Here is a 19295-nt window from a genome sequence, read left to right on the forward strand (position 1 = left end):
CCCCTCACCTTCCAGGACACCACGGCGGCACGGCCACGGCACCCGCTCCGCCGCCCCGTGGGTCGGCTAGAGCGCGAAGCCCAGGAGGGCGACCTCCATCGGGAGGGCGGGGCGCTCGGGCAGGGCGGGCGGCTCCTCGCCGCGGCCGGTGTGGGTGGGGCGCACGGGACGCAGCGCGGCGAGTCCGTCGGCGGCCCAGCCGGCGTTCGTGGCGGGCAGGGAGAGGGTCATCCGCCGGCCGTCGGCCAGGGTGGTCTCCAGGGTGTTCGGGTCGTTCGTCCGCATGGCACCTCGCTCGGCTCGCACACGATGGATCACCGCTTCGGAAGGGAAGACGGCGGCGCGGGAGGAAAGGTTCCCTCCCGTGTCATTCCCCGGTGAACCAGTGGGTGCGGACGGCGTCCGTCGGGCGGGGGGTGCCGAGCGCGTCGAGGCCCCAGGCGGCCAGGGCCTCGACGACCGGGCGGAGTTCGGCGCCGCGCGCGGTGAGCTGGTAGACGGTCGCGTTGGCGGGCCGCTCCAGGCGGCGGCGCTCGACCAGTTCCTCGCCCTCCAGCTGCTTGAGCCGGCTGGCGAGGATGTCGGTGGAGACGCCGGGGAGGTCGGCGTGGAGGTCGGTGTACCGCCGCGGGCCGTGCAGCAGCTCCCGGACGATCAGCAGACTCCAGCGCTCCCCCACCGCGTCGAGGGCTCGGGCGACGGCGCAGTACTGGTCGTAGCTTCGGCGTGGCATGGTGGCCAGCATAGCCAAAAGGTTGGACTTTCCAAGTGGGAACTTGGTAGAACAAAGCAGCCGCAGCGGCGCGGATGACGGTGACAGTGACGGTCGGGAGGCCGCAGATGACGTTTCGACAGTCCAGCAAGTTGAAGGACGTGTGCTACGAGATCCGGGGCCCGGTCGTCGACCAGGCCAACGCCCTGGAGGAGGCGGGTCACAGCGTCCTGCGGCTGAACACCGGCAACCCCGCGCCGTTCGGCTTCGAGGTGCCGGAGGAGATCCTCCAGGACATCATCCGCAACCTGCCCAACGCGCACGGCTACAGCGACTCCCGGGGCATCCTCCCGGCCCGGCGCGCGGTGATGCAGTACTACCAGCAGCGCGGCGTCGCGGGCGTGACCGTCGACGACGTCTACCTCGGCAACGGCGCCTCCGAGCTGATCCAGATGGCCGTGCAGGCGCTGGTGGACGACGGCGACGAGGTCCTCGTGCCGATGCCCGACTACCCGCTGTGGACGGCGGTCGTGCGCTTCGCCGGCGGCCGGGCCGTGCACTACCTGTGCGACGAGGAGGCGGACTGGTTCCCCGACCTCGACGACATCGCGTCGAAGATCACCGACCGCACCAAGGCCATCGTCGTCATCAACCCCAACAACCCCACGGGCGCGGTCTATTCGAAGGAGCTCCTGGAAGGGATCCTCGAACTCGCCCGCCGCCACGGCCTGATGGTGCTGGCCGACGAGATCTACGACAAGATCCTCTACGACGACGCCGAGCACCACTGCCTCGCCGCGCTCGCCGACGACGTCCTGACGCTCACCTTCAACGGCCTCTCCAAGTCCTACCGGGTGGCCGGTTTCCGCAGCGGCTGGCTGGTCGTCTCCGGCCCCAAGGACCAGGCCGCGGACTACCTGGAGGGGCTGACCATGCTGGCCGGCATGCGCCTGTGCCCCAACGTGCCGGCGCAGTACGCCGTCCAGGCCGCGCTCGGCGGCCACCAGTCGATCCACGACCTGACCCTGCCGAGCGGCAGGCTCACCGAGCAGCGCGACGTCGCCTGGCAGGCGCTGAACGAGATCCCGGGCGTCAGCTGCGTCAAGCCCAAGGGCGCCCTCTACGCCTTCGCCAAGCTGGACCCGGCCGTGCACAAGATCGTCGACGACGAACGGCTCGTCCTCGACCTGCTGCTGCGCGAGAAGATCCACATCGTGCAGGGCACCGGCTTCAACTGGCCGCGCCCCGACCACTTCCGCTTCGTCACGCTGCCGCGCGCCGACGACCTGGAGACGGCCATCAACCGCATCGGCCGCTTCCTCTCGACGTACCGTCAGTAGCCGGACCCTGGCGCGAGATCCGCCCACAGGGCGACGGCGCCGGAGGACAGCGGCACGATGCCCGCTCCCCCGGCGCCCTCGTCCCCTCCCCACCACACGCCCCGATCCGCGGACAGCGGGTGCTCCTCCCCGCCGGCACGCCAGAGCCCGTGCCGCACGAGGAGCACCCCGGCGTGACCGGCCGGCGGCGCGACGGCACCGGTGACGCGCTCCACCCGGACCGTCCAGCGCCCCCGCCGCACCATGAGGTTCAGCACGCGGCAGGCGCCACCGGGCGGTTCCGCGGCCAGTTCGGCGGTCAGCTCCAGGTCACCGGGAAAGGCGAGCGGCTCCTCCCGCCGCGCCGTCCGGTCGAAACCCCCCGGCGCCGTCAGCCGCACGCCCCCGCCGGCGAGCAGCGTGAACGTCCGGTCGACCCCGGGAAACGCCGAGAACGGCCCGTCCGCCTCGATGTCGGCGACGCTCGCCCGCCACGCGAAGTCCGCGGCCCCCGCCGGCCAGGAGACGATCTCCCGCGTCACACCCCCGCCGTTCCGCCACCGTCCCGCCGCCAGGGTCTCGACATCGAAGCGGTGCATAGGGCTGACTCCTGGTCCACGAACGGTCGAAGGCCGCAGGATCCTAACCCGCGACGCCCCGGGCGCCCCTCCGGCACGCGGCACGCCCGCAGCGCCCGAGCGCGCTCGGCCGGGTCGCGGTCGACGGCCACGGGCCGCGCCTCGACGACGGCTCCGAGACCCGCCCCGAACACGCGGAAGGCCGTCCTCCCACGAACGAGGGAACGGCCTCCGACCTGCGCCGGTGAGCGACTCAGTCCGAGGCGGGCCCACCGCCGACGACGAGCACCTCGGTGAGGTGATCGCTCACACCGGCTCCCTCGTGTAGCGGTTGGCGGGGCGCGGCAGGCCGTAGTTCTCGCGCAGGGTGCGGCCGGTGTACTCGGTACGGAAGAGGCCGCGCCGCTGGAGGATCGGCACGACCTGGTCGACGAAGTCGGTCAGGCCGGTGGGCAGGACGGGCGCCATGATGTTGAACCCGTCGGCGGCTCCTCGGGTGAACCACTCCTCCAGTTCGTCGGCGATCTGCTCGGGGGTGCCGGCGAAGACCCGGTGGCCGCGGCCCGCGCCGAGGCGGGCGATCAGCTCGCGCAGCGTGAGCCCGTCGCGGCGGGCCAGTTCGGCGACGAGGGTGAAACGGCTCTTGTTGCCGTTGATGTCCCGCTCGTCGGGGAGTTCGGGCAGCGGGCCGTCAAGGGGCAGGGCGGTGAGGTCCACGCCCAGCATGCCGGAGAGCTGGGCGAGGCCGTACTCCGGGATCTGGAGGTCGGTGAGCTCCTGCTCCAGGGCCCTGGCCTCGGCCTCGGTGGAACCGATGACGGGGGCGATGCCGGGCAGGACGAGCAGGTCCTCCTCGGCACGGCCGTACTTCGCCAGGCGGGACTTGAGGTCCTTGTAGAAGGTCCGGCCGTCGGCGAGGGTCTGCTGGGCGGTGAAGACGGCCTCGGCGTACTGGGCGGCGAACTCCTTCCCGGACTCGGAGGATCCCGCCTGCACGAGCAGCGGGTACCCCTGCGGGGAGCGTGGCACGTTCAGCGGGCCGGCGACGCCGAAGTGCTCGCCGCGGTGGGCGGCCGGGTGGAGCTTGTCGGTGTCGGCGTAGATCCCGCGCTCCTTGTCGAGGACGATCGCGTCGTCCTCCCAGCTGTCCCAGAGCTTGGTGGCGACGTCGAGGAACTCGCGGGCGCGCTCGTAGCGGCGGGCGTGCTCCAGGTGCTCGTCGCGGTTGAAGTTCCGGGCCTCGTCGACGCTGCCCGAGGTGACGATGTTCCAGCCGGCGCGGCCGCCGCTGATGTGGTCGAGGGAGGCGAACTTGCGGGCGAGGTTGAAGGGCTCGTTGAAGGTGGTGGAGACGGTGGCGATCAGCCCGATGTGCTCGGTGACGGCGGCGATCGCGGAGAGCAGGGTGAGCGGCTCGAACCCGCCTACGGCGTTGTAGCGGGCCTTCCCCCAGAGCGCGACACCGTCGGCGAAGAAGATCGAGTCGAGCCGTCCGCGCTCGGCGGTGCGGGCGAGCTCCTGGAAGTACCGCAGGTCGGTGATCCGCTCGGGGGTGCTGCCGGGGTGGCGCCAGGCGGCATCGTGGTGCCCGGCGTTCATGAGGAAGGCGTTGAGGTGGAGGGTCCGGGGCGTCTGGTCGCTCATGTGGGATTCCCTAGGAGGAGGTGGGGACGCGCCAGAGGCTGAGGCGGCGTTCGACGGTGACGAGGAGCTGGTTGAAGGCGACGCCGATCGCGGAGATCGTGACGATCCCCGCGTACATCTGCGGGATCGCGAAGTTGAACTGCGAGGCGTTGATCAGATAGCCGAGTCCCGCTTTCGCGCCGATCATCTCGGCGGCCACGAGGACGAGGATGGAGACGGCGCCGGCGAGCCGGATACCGGTGAAGATCGCCGGTACGGAGGCCGGGAGGATCACCTTCTGGAACAGGCGCGGCGTGGAGAGGTCCATGGACCGGGCGAGCCGGATCAGGGTGGGGTCGGCGTTCCGGACGGCGCTGATGGTGTTGAGCAGGACGGGCCAGAGGCAGGCGTAGACCACGATCGACACCTTCGAGGTCTCGCCGATGCCGAGGAGCAGCACGAAGACCGGGAGCAGCGCGAGGGCCGCGGTGTTGCGGAAGACCTCCAGCAGGGGCCCGAGGAAGTCGGCGAGGGGCCGGTACCAGCCGATGAGCAGGCCGAGCGGGACGGCTACGGCCACGGCGATGGCGAAGCCGCCGAAGGAGCGGATCAGGCTGGCCTGGGTGTGGTCGGCGAGCTGGCCGTCGCCGGCCAGCTCCCACCAGGCGACGGCCACCTCGCTGATGGGGGGCAGGAAGGTGGCGTCGACCAGGCCGGCGCGCGGGGCGATCTCCCAGAGGGCGGTCAGGGCGAGGAGGGCGGCGGTCCGGACGGCGACGGCCTTCAGGCCGCGTACGACGGCCAGTGCGCCGGACTTCGTACGGGTGGGGGCGGGGGCGGGTTTCTCGGGGGGCCCTGCGACGGCGGCCGGGGCCGGGGACTTGAGGACCGGGGCTCCGGCCCGGGCGGTCCCCTCGGCGTTCCCCACGGCGGGGGCGGTCTCGGCCGGCGCCGGAGCCGGGGCCGTGAGGCCCGCGGCCGCCAGGGCGGTGGTGTCGGTTCCGGTGGTCATACGGCTGCCGCCTCCTTCTCCAGTTTCTGGGCGCGGGCCACCTCGTCGTGGAGGAGGTTCCAGATCTCGTGCCGGTAGCGGGCGAACTCCGGGCTGGACCGCAGGGCCTCCCCCAGCAGTCCGTCGCGGTCGCCGAAGGAGACCGGGACGACCTCCTTGACCCGGCCGGGCCGGGAGGTCATGACGGCCACCCGCTGCCCGAGGTAGACGGCTTCCTCGATGCCGTGCGTGATGAAGACGACGGTCTTGCCGGTGCTCTGCCAGATGCGGCGCAGCTCGTCCTGCAGGGACTCGCGGGTCTGCGCGTCGAGCGCGGCGAACGGCTCGTCCATCAGCAGCACGTCCGGGTCGTACGCCAGCGAGCGGGCGATGGCGACGCGCTGGCGCATGCCGCCGGAGAGCTGGTGCGGATGCCGGTCCTCGAAGCCGGTCAGCCCGACCAGGTCCAGGAACTCCCGCGCCCGGGCGGCGCGTTGCCGGCGCGGCACACCGGTGGCCTCCAGGCCGAACTCGACGTTTCCCCGGGCGGTGCGCCACGGCAGCAGCGCGTACTGCTGGAAGACGATGCCCCGGTCCAGGCCCGGCCCGGTGACCTCCTCGCCGTCGAGCAGGATCCGTCCGGCCGTGGGGGCCGAGAGTCCGCCGAGGAGGTCGAGGAGCGTGGACTTGCCGCAGCCGCTGGGGCCGACGACCACGAGGAACTCCCCGCTGCGGATCTCCAGGTCGATGCCGTCGAGCGCGGTGAAGTCCCCGAAGGTCTTGCGCACTCCCTCGAACACGATCTTCGCCATGTCGGATCTCAGCCCCTTCCGTAGCCGTTGAACTCGTTGGTGTAGAGGTCGGACGGCGTGAACTGCCCCTTCTTGATCTCGCCGCGCTCGCCGAGCCAGTCGAGCCACAGCTGGAACTCCTTGTCGGGTATCCGGCCGCCCGTCTCGGCGATCCCGAAGGAGCGCCAGTACTGCAGGGCGGTGGTGTCCTCGTTGCGGCCGCGCTTCTTGACGATCTCCGTCATCCGGGCGACGACCTCCTCGCGCGGGGTGGTGCGGGACCACTCGATGGCCTTGGCCACACCCGTCACGAAGGTCCGTACGGTGTCCGGGTTCTGCTTGATGAAGCGCTCGGTCATGATGTAGGTGCCCGCGCTGAACGGGCCGAGCAGCTCCACGTCGGTGAACAGCGGGCGGATGCCGCCGGAGGCGACGGCCTTGTCGCGCAGGATGCCGGTGAGCACCCCGACCTCGATCTGCTTCGCGCGCAGGGCCTGTTCGGTGTTGACGGGCGGCACCACCAGGGGTTCGACCTTGGCCGCGTCCGCCTTGGAGAGGCCGTTGCGGGCGAGGTAGGTGTCGAGCAGCGCCTGGTAGTGGGCGCCGAGGGTGTTCATGCCGACCTTCTTGCCGATCAGGTCGCGGGCGGAGCGGATCGGGCTGTCCTCCAGGACGAAGTAGCCGGCGTAGGAGTACTGGTCCGAGCCGTAGGAGGAGATGACGGCCTTGATCGGCGCCTTGCCGGCGGCGAGCTTGATGACCGCGCCGTTGAAGGCGCTGCCGAAGTGGGTCTGGCCGGTGGCGGCGGTCTGGATGTCCTGCGGGCCGCTGGTGGTGTTGCCGATCCAGTCGAGCTTGACGTCCTCCAAGTAACCGAGGGCCGCGGCGAGTTCGGGGAGCGTGACCGCGCCGACCGAGCCCTGGTACTTCAGGGTCTTGACCTGCGAGCCGGATCCACCGCCGGTGGCGGTGGCCGTGCCGCAGCTCACCGCGGCCGCCGAGATGCCGAGCAGGGTCAGGAACTGGCGTCGGGAGGTGGAGGTCGAGGCGAGGGATGCGGGCATGACGGGTCCTTGTGGGTACTGGTCGCGGGGCGGGCTGTATTACGGGGCGGCGGTGAGCGCGGTGGCGGTGAGCGTCGTGGCGGTGAGCGCGGTGGCGGTGAGCGTCGTGGCGTCCGCGGCGCGCACGGCGTCCGCGAACTCGTCGACGGCCTGGGAGAGGTCCAGCTCGACCTCGGGCCGCAGCCGGTCGGGGCCGGAGCCGCGCTCGACGGAGGAGTCCAGGACGAACCGGCCGGCGGTGACGTGCCGGGCGCCGAGAGCGGCGAGCACGGGGCGCAGGGCGTAGTCGATGGTCAGGACGTGGGCGAGGCTGCCGCCGGTGACGAGCGGCAGGACCGTCCTGCCCGCGAGGCCGTCCTGCGGGAGCAGATCGAGGAAGGCCTTGAGCAGTCCGGTGTACGAGGCCTTGTAGACCGGGGTCGCGATGACGATGCCGTCGGCCTCGGCGACGGCGTCCAGGGCACGGCGGATCTCCGGCTCACCGCGGCGGGCGGAGAGCAGGTCGGCGGCGGGGAGTTCGCGGACGGCGAGGTGCGCGGTGTCGAAGCCGGCGTAGGAGAGGCGGCGCAGCACGTGGTCGGCGACGACGGCGGTACGGGAGTGGGCGGAGGGGCTGCCGGTGATGGCGAGCAGCTGGGGCACGGGGGCTCCTTGGGCGTCGTACGGGGACGGACGGTCAGGCGGCGGTGCCCGAGGCCAGGGCAGAGGCTCCGGAGGCGATGCCGAAGGCCGGTTCCGGGACGCTCGCAGGGCTGATCAGGCGGGACGGCTCCCCGTCGGTGCCGACCGGGACGTCGCCGTCGACGGTGACCCGCCGCAGGGTGCGCTCGTGGTCGTCGGAGTCGTCCACGCCGTAGTGCTGGGTGGCGCGGTTGTCCCAGATGGCCACGTCGCCTGCCTGCCACTGCCAGCGGACGGTGTTCTCGGGGCTCTCGATGTGGGCCTGGAAGAGGTCCTGCAGGATGCGGGAGTCGCGGCCGGTGAGGCCCTGGATGCGCTGGACGAAGTTGCCGAGCAGCAGGGTGCGTTCACCGGTCTCGGGGTGGACGCGGACCACCGGGTGCTCGGTGAGGAACTTCGTGGAGGTGAAGACCTCGCGGTACTGGGCCAGGGCCTCGGGCAGCGCGTCGGGCTTGAGGGCGGCGTAGTCGTACTCGTTGGAGTGGACGGCGCGCAGGCTGTCGGCGAGGGCCCGCAGCGGTTCCGGGAGGTTGGAGTAGGCGGTGGCGGTGTTGGCCCACAGGGTGTTGCCGCCGTACGGGGGGATGGTCACGGCCCGCAGGATGGAGAAGGCCGGGTAGGCGGGGACGAAGGTGACGTCGGTGTGCCACTGGTTGGCGCGGGCGCCGTGGTGGGAGTCGATGCCGAGGGCGTAACGGCCGTCCGCGGACGGGACGGTGGGGTGTGCGACCGGGGCACCGAACAGCCGGGCGAAGGCCTCGTGGCCGGCTTCGTCGAGGTGGTCCTGACCGCGGAAGAAGACGACCTTGTGGGCGAGGAGCGCGGCGCGGATCTCGGCGACGGTGGCGGCGGGCAGGTCTCCGGCGAGCCGTACGCCGCCGAGCTCGGCTCCGATGCGGCCACCGATCTTCGCGACGGTGACGGAGGTGGTCGCGGTTGCCGTCGCGGCAATGGCAGAGGCAGAGGCAGAGGCCATGAGAACTCCCTGTTCAGGGCGGACGAGTTGTTTCCGCAGCGGAAGGAGAATGGGGGTACGGGGCGGCCCGGCAGGCAGGAGGCAGCGCGGTATCGACGCGATGCGGGTACGGGGAAACGCGCGGGCCGCGCCTCGCGAACCGGGGGCCGAGGAGGCACCGTTCAGCAGGGGCACGGGGCAGAGAGGCCGCCGACGCGGGGCACCGCCGTGCCGTGGGGCCTGGAGCAGCCGGGCTCAGGCGCGGTGCGGGGCCGGACAGCGGCCCGGACACCCGTCCGGCGCGGTGCACGGGCCGGAGATGTCGAGCCGCGGAGCGAGGAGTGCGTTCGCGGTCATGGCTCGGAGCCTGGCAGCGCACCCACCCCCGGTCAACCCCCGCCGAAGACCCCCGGAGGGACCTCGACCGAGACCCGCGACTGCCTCTGCGCACCCACTGCGAACTGGGGTTTCCCCACTTCCGACCACAGTGCGCCACGCCGCCGAGACGGCCGAAAACGGTGGCCGGATTTCATGGCCCCGCAATGCGACCGCCACGCCGACCCGGGGGGGGCACGGCCTGGTCGGGGGTGACAGCCGGACGGCGGCCCATGCCTCCACCGTGCTGTGGACGGCGCCGACGTACTGAACGGCACCGCCGACGGGGTGGGACGGCCGCGATCCTGCTGGACCTTCACACCGGCGCCGTCGGGGGCCGGTTGCCGCCGGGCCGCACATCGGCGTGCCGTTCGCATCGTGGTCACCGATGGGTCCACGTGGTGGTCGCCCGGTGGCGGATCTCGCCGACCGCCCCATGAAACCTCAGGTCAGAGCGGTGTACACGGTCCATCAGGTGGCGCAATACTGCGGCACCCTGCTCCGCCTCCTCTCCCTCGCCGAGGAGTCCCCCGACCTGGACGCGCTCCGTCCCTACCTGGCGGACGCCGATCCCGTGGTGCGGGCGGCGGCCGTCGCCGCCCTCGGCGAGACGCTTCCAGCCGACGCCGGCCCCGCGCTCGCCGCGCGCCTGCGGGACACCGCACCCCGGGTCCGGGCCGCTGCCGCGGCCACGCTGCGCGAGCTCGTCGAGGTACTGCCCGCCGGACCGGAGCTGGGGGACGGACTGCGGGCGGCCCTGGGAGTCGATGACTCAGGCGTGCGCGCCGCCGCTCTCGACGTGCTGCGGACGCTGCGGCTGGGCGACGCCGGGGTGTACGCCGCCGCGCTCTCCGACGTCGACATGGACGTCCGCGTCACCGCCGTCCGCGCCCTGGTCTCGGTGGACGCGGTGCCGGAACTGGCGGTGGCCGCCACCGACCCGGCCCGTGAGGTCCGGGTCGCGGTGGCCCGCGGCCTCGCGGCCGTGCACGCTCCGGCGCCGGACCCCCTCGACCCACTCCTGGACGACCCCGACCCACTGGTCCGGGCCGCCGCCCTGGGCGCCCTGGCCGCGACCGGATGCCCGCCCGGGTACGCCGCGCGGGCCGCGGCGGCACTCGCCGACCCCGCGTGGCAGGTCCGGGCCGGCGCCGCCACCGCCCTGCGCTCGGCCCTGTCCGCCGAGGCGGTCCCCGCCCTCGCCAAGACCTTGGCCGATCCGTACGCGGACGTCCGCAAGGCCGCCGTCCTCTCCCTCCTCTCCCACCGCGCCGTCCCCGAAGCCCGCACCGCCCTCGCCGCGGCCAGCACCGACCCCGACGCCGACATCCGCGCCTACGCGTCCCGAGGGGCCTCCTGACCGTCACGGGAACGGGGGCGTGCCGTCGCGCCCTCGCGGACCGCCCGGGCAAGTCGAGCCGGCGACCGTGTCTGCGGTCAGTTGGTGGCCGTCAGTGCCTCGCGTGCGGCGGTGAGGATCTCCTCGGAGAGCGGGGAGCCCTTGGTCGCCCGGGACAGGACGAGTGCGCCGAGCATGGTGCACAGGCGGGTGATGCCGTCCTGGTCCTTGGTGGCGAGGAAGTCGGCGAAGTCGCCCACTCCCTGGGTGTAGACGCGGCGGGCCTCGCTTTCCCCTCCGTCGCGGGCCATGTCGGTGGCGAGCGCGGCGGCAGGGCACCCGTCTGCCGCACTGTCGCGGTGATCGACGGAGAGGTAGGTGTCGATCAGCGCCCGCTGGGCGGCGTCGCGCTGCCCGGCGTACTGATCGAGCCCATCCTTGTGGTGCTGGGCGAGTTCGGCGAACGCGCGGGCAGTGGCTTCGTCGATGAGCGCCTCCTTGGAGGCGAACTGCTTGTAGAAGCCGCCGTGGGTCAGGCCGGCCGCCTTCATGAGGTCGGCGACGCTGAGGTGGGTGCCCTGTTCCCGGAGCAGCCGGGAAGCGGTTTCCACGACCCGGCGGCGGTTCTCCTGTGCCTGTGCCTGCGATACGCGGCCCATCAGTCACCCTCCCAGTTGGATGTCGAGTGAAATCTATTCTAGACTGAGATTTAGATGTCGAACATAATCTATTAGGCGGTCGTCACCGCCCTCATCGCGGGAGTGCTCATGGAACTGAAGGACGCGGTCGCGGTGGTCACCGGCGCCAACCGGGGGCTCGGGCGGCATCTGGCCGCCCAGCTCGCGCAGCGCGGAGCCAAGGTGTACGCGGCGGCCCGCCGCCCCGAGACGGTGGACCTTCCGGGTGTCGTCCCACTGCGGCTCGACGTGACGGACGAGGCGTCGATCCGTGCGGCGGCTCGTACCGCGTCCGACGCGACGCTGCTGGTCAACAACGCGGGCGTCTCCACCGGAACGCCCCTCATGACGGGCAGCCCGGGCGCGGTACGTCTGGAGATGGAGGTGAACTTCTTCGGCCCGCTGGCCGTGACGCGGGCTTTCGCCCCGGTCATCGAGTCCAACGGTGGCGGCGCCGTGCTCAACGTGCTGTCGGTCCTGTCCTGGCTGCACCCGGCCGGCCTCGGCGCCTACGCCGCGGCGAAGGCCGCGGCATGGGCGCTGAGCGGCGCGACCCGGGAGGAACTGGCGCCTCGCGGCATCACCGTCACGGCACTGCACGTCGGATACATGGACACCGACATGGCCGCCGGCGTTCCCGCCGACCAGAAGACCGACCCCGCCGAGGTCGCCGCCCAGGCCCTGTCCGGCATCGAACGGGGACTGCCCGAGATCCTCGCCGACGAGACCACCCGGCACGTGAAGCGGAGCCTTGCCGCATCGCCGAACACGGCGTGAGGCACGCCCCGCCGCATCGGCGCGGGGCGTCATGAACCAGCAGTGAACACCAGAAAGCAGCTCGTAGCGGGGCAGCCCCGAGCGAGCGGAGATCCCGTCCCTGTGCGGACGAGACAGGAAGACGGCGATGAAGACCTATCTGATCGAGAAGTACGGTGACGAGTCCGCGGTGCGCGCCGCCGAGATGCCCGATCCCGAGCCGGGCGCCGACGACGTGCTGGTCAAGATCCACGCGTCGAGCGTCAACCCGCTGGACTTCAAGATCCGCGACGGCGACTTCAAGCTGATCCTCCCGTACCGTCTCCCCCTCGTGCTGGGCAACGACCTCGCCGGCGTGGTGATCCGGGTCGGCTCGGCCGTCACCCGGTTCGCGGTGGGTGACGAGGTCTACGCCCGGCCCGACAAGGACCGCATCGGCACCTTCGCCGAACTCATCGCCGTCCACCAGAACGACCTGGCTCTCAAGCCGGCCACGCTCACCATGGCGGAGGCCGCCTCCCTTCCCCTGGTAGCCCTCACCTCGTGGCAGGCGCTGGTCGAGAGGGCGCAGGTCCGGCCGGGCCAGAAGGTACTGATCCACGCGGGCGCCGGCGGAGTGGGCACCATCGCCCTCCAGCTGGCCAGGCACTTGGGCGCACACGTGGCCACCACCGCGAGCGCGGCCAACGCCGCCCTGGTCGAGGAACTCGGCGCAGACGTCGTCATCGACTACCGCGCCCAGGACTTCGAGGAGGTCCTGGACGGCTACGACGTCGTCCTGGACACCCTCGGCGGCAAGACCCTGGAGAAGTCGCTGCGGGTCCTCAAGCCAGGCGGGAAGGTCATCAGCATCGCCGGGCCGCCCGACGCGGACTTCGCCCGCGAGCTGGGCGCGAACCCGGTTCTGCGGCAGGCGATGAACGCGCTGAGCTTCAGGACCCGGCGTCAGGCCAGGCGCCGGGGCGTGACCTACTCCTTCCTGTTCATGAAGGCCGACGGGGACCAGCTGCGCGAACTCACCCAGCTCGTCGACGCCGGGAAGATCCGCCCCGTCGTCGCCCGTGTCTTCCCCTTCGAGCAGACCCGCGAAGCCATGGAGTATGCGGAGAAGGGCCGCGCCAAGGCCGGCAAGGTCGTCATCGCGACGGTGTGAGCACCGGACCCCGCCACACCACCGCCAGGCCCCGGGCAGCGAGAAGACCTTCCCCCCGGCCCCCATCTTCCACACCCCCAGGAACCGATCATGAGCGCACCGCGCAGTTCCGCCACCCCCACGCCCGCCCCGTCGTCGTACAAGGACGTGCCGACCCGTTCGGTGTCCGTGCGCGGCGTCGACTTCGTCTACCGGCGGCTCGGCCCGGAAGGAGACGGCGTACCGCTGATCCTGCTCCACCACCTGACCGCCGTCCTGGACAACTGGGACCCGCGCGTCATCGACGGACTCGCCACCCGGCGCCAGGTGATCGCCTTCGACAACCGCGGAGTCGGCGCGTCGGGCGGCTCCACCCCCGACACCATCGAAGCGATGGCCCGCGACGCGGTGCTGTTCATCCGAGCCCTGGGCTTCGAGCAGGTCGACCTGCTCGGCCTGTCGATGGGCGGCTTCATCGCCCAGGTCATCGCAGCCGAGGAACCGCGGCTGGTGCGCAAAGTCGTCCTCGCGGGCACCGGCCCCGCCGGAGGCCCGGGCATCGACAAGGTCACCGCACTCACCCTCCGGGACATCCTGAAGGGCGTCCTCACCCGCAAGGACCCCAAGCAGTTCCTCTTCTTCACCGACACCGACCACGGCCGACGCGAAGCGCGCGCCTTCCTGGAACGGCTGAAGGAGCGCACGGACCACCGCGACAAAGCCATCTCGCCGACGTCGTTCCGCGCCCAGCTGAAGGCCATCCACCGGTGGGGCCTCCAGCCGCCGGCCGACCTGTCCCGCATCCGCCAGCCAGTCCTGGTGGCCAACGGCGAGAGCGACCGGATGGTGCCGAGCGAGAACACCCTCGACCTCGCCGCCCGGCTGCCCCGGGGCGAACTCGTCCCCCTCTACCCGGACGCCGGACACGGAGGCATCTTCCAGTACCACGACGCGTTCGTGGCCAGGGCCCTCGCATTCCTCGAAGCACGGCCCGACGCCTGACCGCCGAAGCCACACCGCCACCTCGTCCCAGCCGCGGCCGGGACGAGGCAGGCCCGGGCGAACCACCCCGCCGCCGACCAGCCGCCCTCCCGCCCACTGACAGTCCAAGCGGCACCCTCGAGAACGCCCTCGACACCGCATGCCGGATCCACCTCGCCGCCTCACCACAGGCGTGCCGACGGCCAACCTCGCAGCCAACCCCCGAAGGACTTGCGAGGCAGACCACTCAGCCCGCTGATCGCCGCCGTGTTCTCCCTCCGCTGACCATGCCGGCCGCCCCTCCGGCGTCGAGGACGTCGAGGCTCTCGCCGAGGCGGCCGTCAGCGAGCACGGCACCTGCGACTTCGCCGTCGATATCCCCGCCCCGGACCGCCGCCGCACCATGGTGCGCCGCGACGGATTCCCCACCCGGGACACGGCCGAGCAGGCCCCGCGCCGTCGCCGCCTACCTGCCGTGTGGAGTTCTGCGCCGGGGCGCCGCCGCCGGGCGTGCGCCGCGGCGGCCAGGTGGGTTCGGACTCGGCGAAGGTGCGGCCCACGTGGCCCGGGAACCCCTCGTAGGGGTCGCGGCGGTTGGGGGTACCGGTCGGCTCGGTCACAGGCGGGCCTCAATGCCGCGGCGGTTGAACGGCAGTCGGCCGAGGACCACCGCCATGCCGCAGGTGTCGGTGAGCGCGGAGAACACCAAGCCTGCGGCGATCGCCGCGGACAGCAGCTGGAAGGCCGGGTGCACGAACAGCCCGAGGAGCAGGCCGAGCAGCACGACGGCGCCCGCGGTGCAGCGGACCTGGCGTTCCATCCCCCACACGGCCCGGGCCGGGCCGTCCGGGGAATGGAGGCCGTGGCCGGCGGCCGTCCAGGCGCTGGTGCCGCCGGTGAGGCCGGCAGCGGGGACCCCGTGCGCGGCGAGGGCCGCCGCGGCCTTCCCGGAGCGGGCTCCGGAGGCGCACACCAGCAACAGGACGCCCCTCTCGGCGGCCTGCCGGAGCTCGGGCAGGCTCCGCTCGATCCGGTCGAGGGGGACGTTGACGGAGTCCGGCAGATGACCGGAGGTGAATTCGCCGGGAGTCCGGACGTCAACGACGGTCAACTGGGGCAGGCGGGCCTTCGCTTCGCCGACGCTGAGGGTGGGGGAAACGCTCATGGCGGAACCGGTCCTTGGCTGAGTCGGAACGGGCACGGCCCACGGGGTCCACGGGGCCCAGGCCATGCCGGGGATATCAGGCGGGCGATCAGCATGGCTGCGACCACCGCGCGACCACCTCCACCGCCTCCGCGCCCTCGGCCGACTCCGCTCCCGAACCGCCCCGCCTCCAGCGCCCTGGTGAACCGGCCCCGGCGCGGGCGTGCGACTCACTGCGACCACCGCGCCCCCGGACGCACGAAAGGCCGCCCTCTCATAGATGAGAGAACGGCCTCCGACCTGCGTTTCCGCATGGTCGGGACGACAGGATTTGAACCTGCGACCCCTTGACCCCCAGTCAAGTGCGCTACCAAGCTGCGCCACGTCCCGGTGCCCGTCGGTGGCGGGGTGTTCCCCGCGTCGGCGTGCAGGAGAACATTACCTCACTCCACGGGTGGCGATCACACTCCGGCCGGCGGGGGCGGAGAATGGCCGGGTGAGCGAGGAATCCGGAGGGCCGGCGAGCGGCCGGGACCGTGACGCGGAGGGGCGGGCGCGCAGCGCCCGGCCCCGGGACGGGCTGGGGCGGCCGCTGCCGTACGGGGCGGCGGGGGTGGCGCGGCAGCCCGAGGGGGTGGTGCGGGCGCCCGAGGAGACCGTGCGGGAGGCGCAGCGGCTGCTGGACGCCGGGATGCCGTTCCACGCGCACGAGGTGTTCGAGGACGCCTGGAAGTCGGGGCCCGGCGGCGAGCGGGAGCTGTGGCAGGGGCTCGCGCAGCTGGCCGTGGGGCTGACGCACGCCGCCCGGGGGAACGCGACGGGCGGGGCGCGGCTGCTGCGGCGGGGTGCCGGACGGGTCGGCGGGTACGCGGACGGGGGCGGCGCCACGTACGGGGTGGACGTCACCGGGCTGCTGCGCTGGGCCGGGGAGCTGGCCGGCCGGGTGGAGCGGGGCGAGCCGGTGGACGCCCGTGGGGAGGCGCCCCGGCTCACGGTCGGGGCGGCCGGGCGCTAGGCAGTCAGTTCCTCCCGCAGGACCGTGGTGTGGCTGGTCTCGGGGTGTTTGGTGGCGGTGAGGAGGGTGAGGGTCTCGGTCGCGGCGAGGGTGCGGAGGCGGTCGAGGGAGGCGGCCGCTTCGGGGGCGGCGAGTTCGGCCTCGTAGCGGCGGCGGAACTCGTCGTAGTCGCCCTCGCCGGGGCCGTGGTACCAGCGGCGGAGTTCCGTGGACGGGGTGAGGGCTTTCGGCCATTCGTCGATGTGGGCGTCGGCCTTGGCGAGGCCGCGGGGCCAGAGGCGGTCGACGAGGACGCGGATCCCGTCGTCGGGGGACGGGGCGTCGTAGACGCGGCGGACGCGGACGTCGGGGGTGGTGGCGGGCATGGCTCCAGGGTGCGCGCGCCCGGGGCGCGTCACCCGTCGACGCGCAGGACGGGCAGCAGGACGGCGTCGACGAACGCGCGGGCGGCGGAGGCGTCGGGGAAGCGGTCCTCCAGGAGCCGTTCGATGCGGAGCAGGCCCATGAAGCTGGGGGCGACGAAGGCGATGGCCGGGTTGTCGGCGGCGACCTCGCCGCGCGCGACGGCGCGGTGCACGACGGCGTCGATGGCGGCGACCTCGGGGGCGATGACGATCTCGCGGATGGCGGCGCGCAGGTCGGGGTGGTGGAGGTACGCCTGGGCGACGGCCTCCATGAGTTCGGTGTCGTGCTCGTGGCGGGCGGAGGCGATGCGGGCGGCCTCGTGGAGGTCGCCGGCGAGGCTGCCGGTGTCGATCCCGGTGAAGACCCCGCAGCGGCGGGCGGCGAGGGCGGCGGTGACGAGCTGCGGCTTGGTGCCCCACTGCCGATAGAGGGTGGCCTTGCCGCACTTGGTGCGGGCCGCGACGCCCTCCATGGTCACCGCGTCGTAGCCGCCTTCGCGCAGGAGGCAGAGCACGGCCTCGTACAGCTCCGCCTCGCGCTCCGGCGTGATCTTGCTGCGGCGGGCGGCGGCGGTGGCGGCCTGTGTGGACATCGGTCCCTCCCGGATACCTCCGGGGCTCTGCGCGCGGGGCGCGAGCTCCCTCTTCCCTGCACATACGAGAGTAGGGGGTGCACAATCGAGACGCAAACGTATCGAGACGCTTGCGTCTCGATGAAATCGGATCTAGAGTTCCTCCGTTTGTTGCACATTTGACCGATTGACGGATGGGAAGTGCCGCGCCATGGCTACCCGGATACGCGGGGCACGCGGGCTCCGCCCCGCTTCCCCGGCGGAGGGCGGGCGACCACCGCTCCTGCGCGAGCTGCTGCTCGTCACCGGGCTCTTCCTCGTCTACAAGTTCGGCCGGCTGCTCGCCAACGGCCACGAGTCCCGCGCCTTCCGCAACGCCGACCTCGTGTGGGACGCCGAGCGCGCCCTCCACATCCCCGGCGAGGGCGCCGTCCAGCAGCTCCTGCTGCACGCCGAGCCGCTGATCCGGGCCGCGAACACCTACTACGCGGCCGTGCACTTCCCGGCCACGATCGCCTTCCTCGCCTGGCTCTACTGGCGCCGCCCCGCGCACTACGTGTGGTCCCGGCGCGTCCTGGCGCTGGTCACCGGCGCGGCGCTCGCGCTGCACATCCTGATCCCGCTCGCGCCGCCCCGGCTGCTCGCCGAGAGCGGCCTCGTGGACACCGCGCGGGTCTACGGCCCGTCCGTGTACGGCGCGGTCCCCGAGACGGACTCCATGGCGAACCAGTTCGCCGCGATGCCGTCGCTGCACTTCGGCTGGGCGCTGATGGTGGCGATCGGCCTGATCGCCGCGACCCGCTCGCCGCTGCGCTGGTGGTGGCTGCTGCACCCGGCGATCACGCTCCTGGTGATCGTCGGCACGGCCAACCACTACTGGCTGGACGCGGTCGCCGCGGCCGTCCTGCTCGGCTTCGCGCTGCTCGTCGTACCGTCGCCCGGGCAGTCCGCCGCGACGCCCGCCGCGCCCGACGCCCCACGGGTGCCCCGCCCCCGGCGGGAGTCCACCGCCGGGACCGGGACCGGGGCCGTACCGTCCGGGGCGCGGCGATGAACGGCGTCGCGGGCACCGTCCTCGCGGTGCTCCTCTCACTCGTCTCCGCCGCCGGCTACGCGCTCGCCGCCGTCGCCCAGGCCCGGCTCGCCGCCGCCCCCTCCACCCCCACGGGGCGCGGGGCGCTGCGGGCGCTGCTCACGCGCGGCCAGTGGTGGTGGGCCGTCGGCCTCAACGCGGCGGGCGCCCTCGCCCACGTCGCCGCCCTGCACTACGGACCCCTCACGCTGGTGCAGCCGCTCGGCGCGCTGACGCTGGTGGCGGCGCTGCCCCTGGGCGCGTACACCGCCCGCCGGCGGGTGACCCGCACCGAGTGGCGGGGCGCGCTGTGGACCCTGGCGGGCCTGGTCGGCCTCGTCGCGGTGACCGGTCCGGCCGCGCCCGGCGAGGCGCTGAGCCTGCGGGAGTCCCTGGTGGTCGCCGCGGCGACGGCCCTGCTGATCGCGGTGCTCGCCGGCGGCCGGCGGACCGGGCGTACGGAGGGCGGCGCGGCGCGGGGCGGGGTGCGGGCCGGCGGGCTCGGTCACGCCACGGCTTCCGGCGTCGCCTCGGGCGTGGCGTCGGCCCTCACCCAGACCCTCACGGCCGCGCTGACCCTCGGCCTGCCCGGCGGCACCCCGGCCTGGTGGCAGACCGCCACGCTCGCCCTGCTGATCTCCGCTTTCGCCATGGGCGGCCTGCTCCTCTCCCAGACCGCCTACCAGGGCGGCCTGGCCGCCCCGCTCGCGGTCGTGAACCTCTCCAACCCGGCCGCGGCGGCCGTCCTCGGCGTGGCGCTGCTCGGCGAGACCTTCCGCGCGGGCGCGTGGGGCTGGCTGGCCGCCGCGGCGGGCGCGCTGGTCGCGGCCCGGGGCGTGGTCCTGCTCACGACGGGCACGCCGGCGCCGTCACCGTCGCCGTCACCGTCACAGGAAGCCGCGCAGATGCCGGCGCAGGCGGGGCCGATGGAGGCGGGGCGGGGGTCCGGGGCGGCGGACGCTCCGGGCGCGCCGCTCGCGGCGGCGGGCTCCGGCGCCGCGCCCGGTCCCGGCGGGCTCGCGCCGGAGCCGGGCGGGTCCACGAGCCTCGCCGGGGCGCTGGGCGGCGCGCTCGCCCCCGTACCGGAGGCGGAGCCCGCCCGCTGAACGCACCC

General features: G+C 73.1%; 19 protein-coding genes, 1 tRNA gene and 2 pseudogenes. 8 read left to right on the forward strand and 14 right to left on the reverse strand.

Features of this window, described 5'->3' with window-relative positions; translation table 11 throughout:
• Positions 1–66 precede the first annotated feature (66 nt).
• Both ABZ621_RS22805 and ABZ621_RS22810 read right to left on the reverse strand, forming a co-directional pair.
• Positions 67–285, reverse strand: coding sequence for a hypothetical protein (locus tag ABZ621_RS22805; protein ID WP_360607311.1), 219 nt, complete (start codon positions 283–285; stop codon positions 67–69).
• Positions 286–379: 94 nt separating this feature from the next.
• Positions 380–733: pseudogene (locus tag ABZ621_RS22810) on the reverse strand (helix-turn-helix domain-containing protein); the annotation flags it as partial.
• 107 nt (positions 734–840) lie between these two features.
• Here ABZ621_RS22810 and ABZ621_RS22815 point away from each other — a divergent pair.
• Positions 841–2052: a pyridoxal phosphate-dependent aminotransferase gene (locus ABZ621_RS22815; RefSeq protein WP_360607313.1), complete on the forward strand. Its 1212-nt coding sequence runs from the start codon at positions 841–843 to the stop codon at positions 2050–2052.
• Here ABZ621_RS22815 and ABZ621_RS22820 read toward each other — a convergent pair.
• From ABZ621_RS22820 to ABZ621_RS22850, 7 genes are all read right to left on the reverse strand, one after another.
• Positions 2046–2630 carry a HutD family protein gene (locus ABZ621_RS22820; RefSeq protein WP_360607315.1) on the reverse strand — a complete coding sequence of 195 codons (585 nt, stop codon included), beginning with the start codon at positions 2628–2630 and terminating at the stop codon, positions 2046–2048. The genes ABZ621_RS22815 and ABZ621_RS22820 overlap by 7 nt on opposite strands.
• Positions 2631–2915: 285 nt before the next feature.
• On the reverse strand, positions 2916–4253 hold the full coding sequence (locus tag ABZ621_RS22825) for an LLM class flavin-dependent oxidoreductase (protein ID WP_360607317.1): 1338 nt from the start codon (positions 4251–4253) through the stop codon (positions 2916–2918).
• A 10-nt stretch (positions 4254–4263) separates the two neighbouring features.
• The gene (locus tag ABZ621_RS22830; RefSeq protein ID WP_360607319.1) at positions 4264–5244 is read right to left on the reverse strand and encodes an ABC transporter permease; all 981 of its coding nucleotides are present in this window, start codon (positions 5242–5244) and stop codon (positions 4264–4266) included.
• A complete protein-coding gene (locus ABZ621_RS22835; protein ID WP_360607321.1) occupies positions 5241–6035 on the reverse strand; it encodes an ABC transporter ATP-binding protein in 795 nt (264 codons plus the stop codon). The genes ABZ621_RS22830 and ABZ621_RS22835 overlap by 4 nt, the downstream gene beginning before the upstream one ends.
• A gap of 8 nt (positions 6036–6043) precedes the next feature.
• A complete protein-coding gene (locus ABZ621_RS22840) occupies positions 6044–7078 on the reverse strand; it encodes an ABC transporter substrate-binding protein (RefSeq protein ID WP_360607323.1) in 1035 nt (344 codons plus the stop codon).
• A 39-nt stretch (positions 7079–7117) separates the two neighbouring features.
• Positions 7118–7720 (reverse strand): NADPH-dependent FMN reductase, encoded by a 603-nt coding sequence (gene ssuE, locus ABZ621_RS22845; protein ID WP_360607325.1) that lies wholly within the window; start codon positions 7718–7720, stop codon positions 7118–7120.
• A 34-nt stretch (positions 7721–7754) separates the two neighbouring features.
• On the reverse strand, positions 7755–8735 hold the full coding sequence (locus ABZ621_RS22850; RefSeq protein ID WP_360607327.1) for a TauD/TfdA family dioxygenase: 981 nt from the start codon (positions 8733–8735) through the stop codon (positions 7755–7757).
• 850 nt (positions 8736–9585) lie between these two features.
• Here ABZ621_RS22850 and ABZ621_RS22855 point away from each other — a divergent pair.
• Positions 9586–10449: pseudogene (locus tag ABZ621_RS22855) on the forward strand (HEAT repeat domain-containing protein); the annotation flags it as partial.
• 77 nt (positions 10450–10526) lie between these two features.
• Here ABZ621_RS22855 and ABZ621_RS22860 read toward each other — a convergent pair.
• A complete protein-coding gene (locus tag ABZ621_RS22860) occupies positions 10527–11087 on the reverse strand; it encodes a TetR/AcrR family transcriptional regulator (protein WP_360607329.1) in 561 nt (186 codons plus the stop codon).
• 108 nt (positions 11088–11195) lie between these two features.
• Between ABZ621_RS22860 and ABZ621_RS22865 the strand changes: the two genes are divergently transcribed.
• The 3 genes from ABZ621_RS22865 (at position 11196) to ABZ621_RS22875 (ending at position 13995) form a co-directional block, all read left to right on the forward strand.
• Complete coding sequence (locus ABZ621_RS22865) at positions 11196–11882, forward strand: SDR family oxidoreductase (protein ID WP_360607331.1); 687 nt, start codon at positions 11196–11198, stop codon at positions 11880–11882.
• A gap of 127 nt (positions 11883–12009) precedes the next feature.
• Complete coding sequence (locus ABZ621_RS22870; RefSeq protein WP_360607333.1) at positions 12010–13014, forward strand: NADP-dependent oxidoreductase; 1005 nt, start codon at positions 12010–12012, stop codon at positions 13012–13014.
• A gap of 90 nt (positions 13015–13104) precedes the next feature.
• Entirely contained in the window at positions 13105–13995 is an 891-nt protein-coding gene (locus ABZ621_RS22875; protein ID WP_360607335.1) for an alpha/beta hydrolase, read from the forward strand.
• 595 nt (positions 13996–14590) lie between these two features.
• On the opposite strand, the gene ABZ621_RS22880 is transcribed toward ABZ621_RS22875, so the two are convergent.
• A complete protein-coding gene (locus tag ABZ621_RS22880; RefSeq protein WP_360607337.1) occupies positions 14591–15139 on the reverse strand; it encodes a rhodanese-like domain-containing protein in 549 nt (182 codons plus the stop codon).
• Between the two features lie 292 nt (positions 15140–15431).
• A tRNA-Pro gene (locus ABZ621_RS22885) sits at positions 15432–15508 on the reverse strand.
• 106 nt (positions 15509–15614) lie between these two features.
• On the opposite strand from ABZ621_RS22885, the gene ABZ621_RS22890 reads away from it, so the two are divergent.
• Positions 15615–16133, forward strand: a complete 519-nt coding sequence (locus ABZ621_RS22890) for a DUF309 domain-containing protein (protein ID WP_360607339.1) — start codon at positions 15615–15617, stop codon at positions 16131–16133.
• Here the strand turns inward: ABZ621_RS22890 and ABZ621_RS22895 are convergent.
• Positions 16130–16498: a DUF488 family protein gene (locus ABZ621_RS22895; protein ID WP_360607341.1), complete on the reverse strand. Its 369-nt coding sequence runs from the start codon at positions 16496–16498 to the stop codon at positions 16130–16132. The two genes, ABZ621_RS22890 and ABZ621_RS22895, sit on opposite strands and share 4 nt — an antisense overlap.
• A 29-nt stretch (positions 16499–16527) precedes the next feature.
• Positions 16528–17130, reverse strand: a complete 603-nt coding sequence (locus tag ABZ621_RS22900; RefSeq protein ID WP_360607343.1) for a TetR/AcrR family transcriptional regulator — start codon at positions 17128–17130, stop codon at positions 16528–16530.
• 190 nt (positions 17131–17320) lie between these two features.
• On the opposite strand from ABZ621_RS22900, the gene ABZ621_RS22905 reads away from it, so the two are divergent.
• Together ABZ621_RS22905 and ABZ621_RS22910 are read left to right on the forward strand one after the other, a co-directional pair.
• A complete protein-coding gene (locus tag ABZ621_RS22905) occupies positions 17321–18163 on the forward strand; it encodes a phosphatase PAP2 family protein (RefSeq protein ID WP_360607345.1) in 843 nt (280 codons plus the stop codon).
• Positions 18160–19287: a DMT family transporter gene (locus ABZ621_RS22910; RefSeq protein ID WP_360607347.1), complete on the forward strand. Its 1128-nt coding sequence runs from the start codon at positions 18160–18162 to the stop codon at positions 19285–19287. The genes ABZ621_RS22905 and ABZ621_RS22910 overlap by 4 nt, the downstream gene beginning before the upstream one ends.
• Positions 19288–19295 lie beyond the last annotated feature (8 nt).

The organism is Streptomyces sp. NPDC007863, assembly GCF_040633895.1.
Lineage (GTDB): Bacteria > Actinomycetota > Actinomycetes > Streptomycetales > Streptomycetaceae > Streptomyces.